This window comes from Persicitalea sp. (assembly GCF_041751555.1).
GTDB lineage: Bacteria > Bacteroidota > Bacteroidia > Cytophagales > Spirosomataceae > Persicitalea.
On the sequence record NZ_JBGSXF010000736.1, the window covers coordinates 1 to 7,461 of the forward strand.

Annotated in this window: 7 protein-coding genes; 4 read left to right on the forward strand and 3 right to left on the reverse strand. The window is 51.6% G+C overall.

Going from position 1 to position 7,461, the window contains the following annotated elements; all coding sequences use genetic code 11:
• Positions 1-477, forward strand: a 477-nt coding sequence (locus tag ACEW8P_RS25715; RefSeq protein WP_373515924.1) for a cation diffusion facilitator family transporter, incomplete at its 5' end; no start/stop codon positions are given.
• Positions 478-550: 73 nt separating this feature from the next.
• Here ACEW8P_RS25715 and ACEW8P_RS25720 read toward each other — a convergent pair.
• Positions 551-1,327, reverse strand: coding sequence for a hypothetical protein (locus ACEW8P_RS25720; protein ID WP_373515925.1), 777 nt, complete (start codon positions 1,325-1,327; stop codon positions 551-553).
• A 232-nt stretch (positions 1,328-1,559) separates the two neighbouring features.
• Between ACEW8P_RS25720 and ACEW8P_RS25725 the strand changes: the two genes are divergently transcribed.
• Complete coding sequence (locus tag ACEW8P_RS25725) at positions 1,560-1,853, forward strand: TIGR03643 family protein (RefSeq protein ID WP_373515926.1); 294 nt, start codon at positions 1,560-1,562, stop codon at positions 1,851-1,853.
• 7 nt (positions 1,854-1,860) lie between these two features.
• Here the strand turns inward: ACEW8P_RS25725 and ACEW8P_RS25730 are convergent, their stop codons facing one another.
• A complete protein-coding gene (locus ACEW8P_RS25730) occupies positions 1,861-4,296 on the reverse strand; it encodes a TonB-dependent receptor plug domain-containing protein (RefSeq protein WP_373515927.1) in 2,436 nt (811 codons plus the stop codon).
• A gap of 39 nt (positions 4,297-4,335) precedes the next feature.
• Here ACEW8P_RS25730 and ACEW8P_RS25735 point away from each other — a divergent pair, with 39 nt between their 5' ends.
• The gene (locus ACEW8P_RS25735; RefSeq protein WP_373515928.1) at positions 4,336-5,238 is read left to right on the forward strand and encodes an NAD-dependent epimerase/dehydratase family protein; all 903 of its coding nucleotides are present in this window, start codon (positions 4,336-4,338) and stop codon (positions 5,236-5,238) included.
• 7 nt (positions 5,239-5,245) lie between these two features.
• On the opposite strand, the gene ACEW8P_RS25740 is transcribed toward ACEW8P_RS25735, so the two are convergent.
• Complete coding sequence (locus tag ACEW8P_RS25740; protein WP_373515929.1) at positions 5,246-5,710, reverse strand: hypothetical protein; 465 nt, start codon at positions 5,708-5,710, stop codon at positions 5,246-5,248.
• Positions 5,711-5,884: 174 nt separating this feature from the next.
• Between ACEW8P_RS25740 and ACEW8P_RS25745 the strand changes: the two genes are divergently transcribed.
• A partial coding sequence (locus ACEW8P_RS25745) for a hypothetical protein (protein ID WP_373515930.1) occupies positions 5,885-7,461 on the forward strand: 1,577 nt, incomplete at its 3' end.

Sequence of the window (7,461 nt, forward strand, 5' to 3'; positions counted from 1 at the left end):
GCCAGTAAGGATCCGGGTAGTTTTGCGATAATTTTTGAGGATACAGCGGCGTTGCTGGGGCTGTTGGTAGCAGCGCTGGGGGTTTTTCTGGGGCATCAGCTCGACAACCCTTACCTGGATGGCGTAGCCTCGCTCGTGATCGGGTTGATCCTGTCAGCTACTGCGGCCTTCCTAGCTTACGAAAGTAAGGGGCTGCTGATTGGGGAGGGGGCAGATCCCATCGTGGTGGCAGGGCTCGAAAAAATTATTGAAGATGAGCCGGGCATTCAGAGTGTCAGACCTCCACTGACCATGCATTTTGGCCCCAATGAGGTGTTTTTGGCCTTAGACGTGAACTTCAAATCCGAACTCACGGCCATTGAGGTAGAGCAAGCTGTGGTGGTGCTTGAGAAAAATATCCGGCAGGCCTTCCCTGACATCAAGCGGATATTTATCGAGGCCCGGGCCCTCTCACCTGATCGGAATACTTCGCGCTGATCCATAAATTCCTGTCCGCAAGGATTTAACCTTAGTTAAATTCCTGACAGTAAGCGAGATACATATTAACAATTCAAAAACTCATTAATGATTTTCTTCCCTCGAAAAAAAATCTGGGCTCAATCAGATCACTCCCGGCCTCCTCGTCCAGTTGATATTTTTGTCGGATCTTAATTAAGGTCATTCCCTCCGCAAAGTAACGCCTGTTTTCTACGATGAACCGTACCTCTGGACCAGAGTCGTCATAGACCAACGCATCTTTGACGGCATGATGAAGTATGCCTATGGAGGAGGAACCGAGCGCATATATCGCCCGATTTATATGGCGAAAATCTGATTTTGCGGCTTTTCTAGCCTCTACTCCCTCCTCCTCGGTGATGGCGTCATAGGCCATGTAGTAGATCAGCAGGTAGTCATGGAAAAAAGATTTTACAGTTTCCTGCTCGGCCAATATATCGTCGCAGAGTAAGCCACTAATGGTTTTTCGAAAGCAGGAAAGGTAAGAATAACATTCCAGGCTGTATTCAAGGGGCTTATGCGGAATCTCCGACTGGAAGTAGTACTTCAAATTGTCCGCCCGTTGCACAGACCTCAGATTGGCGTTGGTCCCTAGGTGCCCATAATACACCAGGGAAGCATCCCCTATTTTGATGGTGTGTTGGGGAGGACGCAGTATAACCTGCAACTTCTGGCTCAGCTTTTCGAAGCCTTCTTCGCGCAGAAACCAGAAGTAAATTCCCCGCTGAGCCGGGACAAGCGCGTGGTTCTCGTGCCGGGCCTTCATCAGTGCATCATAAGACAAGGCCGAAAAATAAGGCAGTACATCGGTCGGCGAATCGAACTGTTTCATGGGTAGTTAAGGGCAGGTTGAATTTATTATAAAAAAGGTAAGCCTGTGGCTGAACTACTAGTATAAGACACTTTGTAAATGAGTAGTGTTCAGCTATAAAGAACCAACGCTAATACTAGCCGGGCCGCGCCTAGGGTTAGCTACCCAACGTTCTACCGACATTGAGACGGATATTAAGGGTAGCTGTCAGGATTTTTTAAACAGCATCGCACCCTTCGCTGTTTAACCTGGAATGATAGAAAAAGAGCAAATCAATACACTATCTGAACGCGACACGGATCGGATCATCGAAATGGCCTGGGAAGACCGTACACCCTTCGACGCCATCGAGGCGCAGTTTTGCCTCGCGGAACCGGAGGTTATCGTGTTGATGCGACGTTCGTTGAAGCCCGCTTCGTGGCGGCGTTGGCGGGCGCGGGTGCAGGGCCGAAGCACCAAGCATGCCCTCAAAGCGAGCGCGCTCATGCATCGTTTCAAGAGCGATCGGCAGCGTTCGATTTCGCGCAATAGAATCAGCAAAAGATAAGAACCGACTATTCCACCAACACCTTCGCCTGACCGACTCCCGGCAGTCCGCTGAGGGCTAAACCTTCTACCTTGATCGTTACGGTTGACTTGGAATCGGACGTGTAGAATGAAAAAGCGGCTTTACCATCCGATCCGGTTCGAATATGGGGTACCCATAGCAGGGTGGGACGGTAGTCGGGGCGTATGTGTTCGGGCTGAGGTTCGTCGTAGCGGGGGGCGTAGAACTCGCGCAGGGGATCGTAGCCCATGATGCGGGTGGACAAGCTACCGTCGGTATCCTCGGGCGTGTAGGGGCGGTTGGGATTGCCATTTTTAGTGAGAATATTGATGACCCCACCCCGTCCTTGATCGCCGTATATCGTAGCGGCTGCACCCACAATTACGTCGATAGATTCCACGCTGGTGGGCAGGATGTTCATGGCGACATCCTTGTTGACAGGGCTGCCATCCATCATGTACATCGGTTCGATGACTCCCTGAAAATTAGAATTTCCCCGGAGCTGAATTACCTGGTTGGGCCGTGAGCCAATCACGCGCGCACTGGGAACGCGCCCCTTGATCACATCAAAAATAGTGAGCGCACCCGCCGTGTTTTGATCAGTAAAAGCCAACGTAGATGTGGGGCGCTTGTAGAGCGCACGGCGGGTGTCATTGGCTATGGGATCCACTTTTTTGCCTTTGATGACGACTTCTTGTAAAAGTTTTTCTTTGCTCTCGCGAATAGCCCGCTCTATTGCCAGGTAGTCTTTGGCGCGTTCCAGGATGTCCCGTGCGGCAAGTGGTCTGTCCGGCGTTCGGAAAGGGATTTTGGTCGGTGTCGGTGGCGAAAAAACGTCGGTTAGTATCTTCACATCCACCGCCTTTTTCGGGTCGGTAATTTGGATTTGCACGTCGGTGGAGTCCGTTATGTCCATACCGTACACCGCAAACTCCCCCGATGCTACGCTCTCTCCGGTCACAAACATCTGGGTGCTGTCCTTTTGGAGAATGGTAAAGGCCAACGGCACCACACCCGTGGTTCGTTTGCTATTATTTCGCACCAGTTTCCCGGTAAGCGTTATGCCTTGCTCTACAAAGTAGGCAGGCTCTAGGGCCTGGTCGGTGAGGACATCCTCCCACCGGAATCGGCGCCAGCCTTGCGTCATCAGGAGGAGGTCGAGGTACCGATCAGCGTTGGGGTTCGAGCGATCGAAGTACCCGGCTGGCTGTTCGATCGCTCCCCGAAGATCGGCTTCCAGTCTGAGATAAGAGACGATATTTTGTGCATGAGCCTCGGTTGCGGCCTGGCTGTTGTCCGTTACAGCCACCGAAAAATTGCCCTGCACGGGATTTCCCTCAGGGTCGGTCACGTCCAGGCCAACGTCCACTTCCTCACGTATTTTATAGGTGTTTTTGGCGGGCTTTATTTTGATGGTAAAGGGTTCCGCCAGGCGATTGTAAATCAGGCGCTCCGCTACCGGAAGGCTATTTAAGCCAAAGAGCGTAAGGTGCGTGATGCCATCGCCGAGCCCCGCTTTGGGGATGGCGAAAAGGGTGAGTTTGGCGGAAATTGCCGCTTTGTTGGCGTACGTAACATCGCCCTGGTTATGGGCAATCAAGGCCATTTCGACCGGATTGGCCGAATTACTTCTGACAAAAATCCGGGCATTTTCTTTGTCTGAAAGGTTATCGACGATAAAGATCGCCCCCTCTTCTTTAATGGTAGGAAAAGGGGCAGCGGTAAAACTACCGTCAGGTTTTTTGACCTGAATACGGTACGTTTGGCCCGCCAGCGGTCTGAACAAAAACTGACCCATGCCCAGGTACTCCGTCCAAAACCTGACCAACGTGTCATTAGATTGGTTGAGTACGACGCCCGATAAATAGATACTTTTGCCCAGGCTATCGGTGGCCTTAAATGCGACTTTGCTCTCGATATTACGAAGCAGATACCCGCCTTCGGGCATAAATTGCACATCGATCTCTGAGGATGCAGCAGGTGTGGCAGCAGGATCGGTAGCAAGCAGAGCGAAGTCACGGTAAAAGAAAAGCTCCTCCGAAAAATTCCGCATCCAGTGGGTGTACGCGCGAAGCCGATATGGACCCGAGGGCAGGCTGTCGGGCAAGAAAATATCGCCTTGCCCCAGGCCATCCGCCATCCGAACGCGCTTCGTAAGCAGAATCTTCTGACTTTTGGAATCGATCAAATCTACGTACAATAGCCGGCTGAGCGTATCGGGCGTACTCGTGGCGGCAAACGTGGCGTAGGCACTAAACCAGATCGTTTCTCCCGGCAGGTAATGGGGCCGGTCGATGTGCAGGTACACTTTTTCGTGGATAAATAGTTGTTGGTAGGCATCCATTTTCTTCACGATGCGTTCCAGAAATCCTTCTTCCGCGTAAAAGGCCATCAGCAACAGGCCCGTGCTAAAACCCAATAAGGTAAGGAGCGATTTTTTCATAGACATAATTTTTTCCTAAAATAGCAAATAGACAACCAAATGACAGCAAAGCGTATATTTTTTACCGGCGGCTCGGGAAAAGCGGGCAAGCACGTGATTCCGTATCTGCTCAATCAGGGACATCGCGTGATGAATGTAGATTTGAAACCTTTGGATCATCCGGGGGTAGATAACCTGATCGCGGACATCACTGATTCCGGGCAAATGTTCAACGCCCTGAGCTCATACGCCGGGCTGGATGAATTGGAAGCAGGCGATGGCGTGCCGAAGTTTGATGCGGTAGTGCATTTCGCCGCCGTGCCCAGAATCTTGATCAACCCGGACAATGAAACGTTTCGGGTCAACACCATAGGTACCTACAACGTGATTGAAGCCGCGGTTAAATCAGGCATCAAGAAAATCATCATCGCCTCTTCGGAAACTACCTACGGAATTTGCTTCTCGGATGGTAAAACCGACCCCAAAGTACTGCCGCTGGAAGAAGATTACGACATCGACCCCATGGATAGCTACGGGTTATCGAAGGTAGTTAATGAAAAAACGGCACGAAGCTTCCAACGACGGTCAGGCTTTGACATTTATGCCCTTCGGATTGGCAATGTGATCGAGCCTCACGAATACGCCGAACTGTTCCCGGATTATTTTAAAAACCCCGAGGTGCGCCGCCGAAATGCTTTCTGCTACATTGATGCTCGTGACCTGGGACAGATTGTGGATTTGTGTTTGGAAAAGGACGGCCTGGGTTATCAGGTTTTCAATGCCGGAAACGATCAAAACGGTGCCGTCATTCCCAGTAAAGAATTGGCTGAACGATTCTTTCCCGGTGTACCCATTACGCGCAAATTGGGCGAGCACGAAGCCCTGTTTTCAAATCGCAAAATTCGGGAAGTGTTGGGGTTCAAAGAACAGCATAACTGGCAGAAATACTTGAAGTGGGACTGAACAGGCACTACTTCTTCCTTACCGTACCCACGCCGTATCGCTTCACCTGCCGCATTTTGAGTTGATCGCCGACCACTTCTACCTTTTTCAGATCCATGAAGGTACCCTTGGCGTCGTAGAAACCAATCATGCAGGAGAGATCATTCTCATACTTCCGCACGTCGACTTTGGGCTGGTAACCGAAGTTGGGAATATCGACGCTGTCTTTCACATCCATCATTTTGTAGGTGACAGCCACCCGGTAGCGAAACCGCAGTGGGGTTTCGTACAGCTTCACCGTGAACTTGAATTCATTCAGTGGATCGGGGACGCGCGCGGAATAGGCGGCGACCGGCTTGGGGTCGACGTTAGTTCGCTCTCTGGGAATCGTGTCGTTCACGACGACCCGTTTTTCGGCGGTTTCCTTTTTTTCTTGTGGGCTATTGCAGCCGACCGCGAAAGCCAGTAGGAAAAGCAAAATGGGTACTCTCATGCGTTGTGGGTGGTTGGAAACAGGGGATGGCTAACGAAGGGGAAAGTTAGTAGTTTTTCAGATGCTTATAGCGTCGAATTATTGCTGGGTACTCAGGATTTCGATAGATTCTGGGCGGGTCGTCCTTTTCAGTACTGATTTGACTACTACCTTATCCCGAAAAAATAAAAACCCATGAACAGCCCGCTCGAATTTATGAATGCATCAAGATCAAGGCTCCTGTTGAAATGCGCTATTTTGTGGTTATTCTTAGGATCGGAGGTCGCCGTAGCCCAAGGACAGAGCGCGAGCCTGTCGGATGGGGCAACGGTCGTAGTCACTTCCAATAATCAGAAGACTCAGGTGAGTAGCGATAAAGACGGGAAACTACTAGTGAATGTTTCCCCCAAAGATGCGCAAAATTTCAAAAAACGGGGACGGATTGTGTATAGCGACTTCGGTGCGAAAGGCGACGGCAAAACCGACGACATCGACGCCATCGCGGCGGCCCACGCCTTTGCCAATCAGCAGGGTTTACCGATAAGAGCAGACAGGGGCGCTACCTATTACATCAGTGGCAAGGAGCGCACCGTTGCGATTCAGACCGATACGGATTTTGGTACGGCGTCCTTCATGATCGATGACACCGAAGTGCAAAACCGTAATGCTCCCGTTTTCCTGGTCAGCTCCAGTCTGCAATCGTTTCCGTTGAAAGGCGTTTCGTCGTTGAAGCGGAATCAGGAAAAGATCGATGTCTCCCTATCCGGTCCCTGCCTGATCACGGTCACCGACGCCAACGTGAAGCGCTATATCCGGTTTGGCTTGAACCAAAACAACGGCGCGTCGCAGACCGATATTTTTATGGTGGACAAGAACGGCAAGGTGGACATGAACGCGCCGATTATCTGGGATTTTGACCAAATCACAGAAATCAGTGCGCTGCCCATCGACGAAAAGGTACTTACGATCACCGGGGGACGATTTACGACAATCGCCAACAAGGCTGAGTCGGCTTACACCTATTACAGCCGGAACATCACGATCAAGCGCTCCAACGTCGTTATTGACGGACTCGAACACCGCATCACGGGCGAAGGCGACCACGGCGCACCCTACGGCGGCTTCATCGGTATTCGGGACTGCGCTAATCTAACGGTCAAAAACACCGTCCTGTCCGGCCACAAAACCTACAGTACCATCGGAGCGGCCGGGAAACCCGTCTCGATGGGTACTTACGACATTTCCGCCACCCGCGCCCTGAATGTATCTTTCATCGATTGCCGCCAGACCAACGACATCGACGACCGCACCTATTGGGGCATTCTGGGTTCGAGTTTCTGCAAGAATATGCTCTATGATCGCTGTGTTTTTTCCCGGTTCGACGCCCACATGGGCGTGGCCAACGCCACTATCCGCAATTCGACCCTGGGACATATGGGCATCAACGCCATTGGTAGCGGGACCTTTCTCGTGGAGAACAGTACGATCCGCGGCAGTACCCTCGTCAACCTGCGCTCCGACTACGGCAGTACCTGGCGGGGCGAGTTGGTGATTCGTAACTGTACTTTCGTGCCAGCGGGTGGCCAACCCCGCAGTGCTTCGCTGATCGGCGGTTCCAAGTCCGGCCAGCACGATTTCGGCTATATCGCCTACATGCCCGAACGGATCATCATCGAAAATCTTAAAATCGACGATGCCAACCACCCGGACGACTACGAAGGCCCGGCTATATTTTCAAATATGAACCGTGAAATGACCGACGATTCTTATCA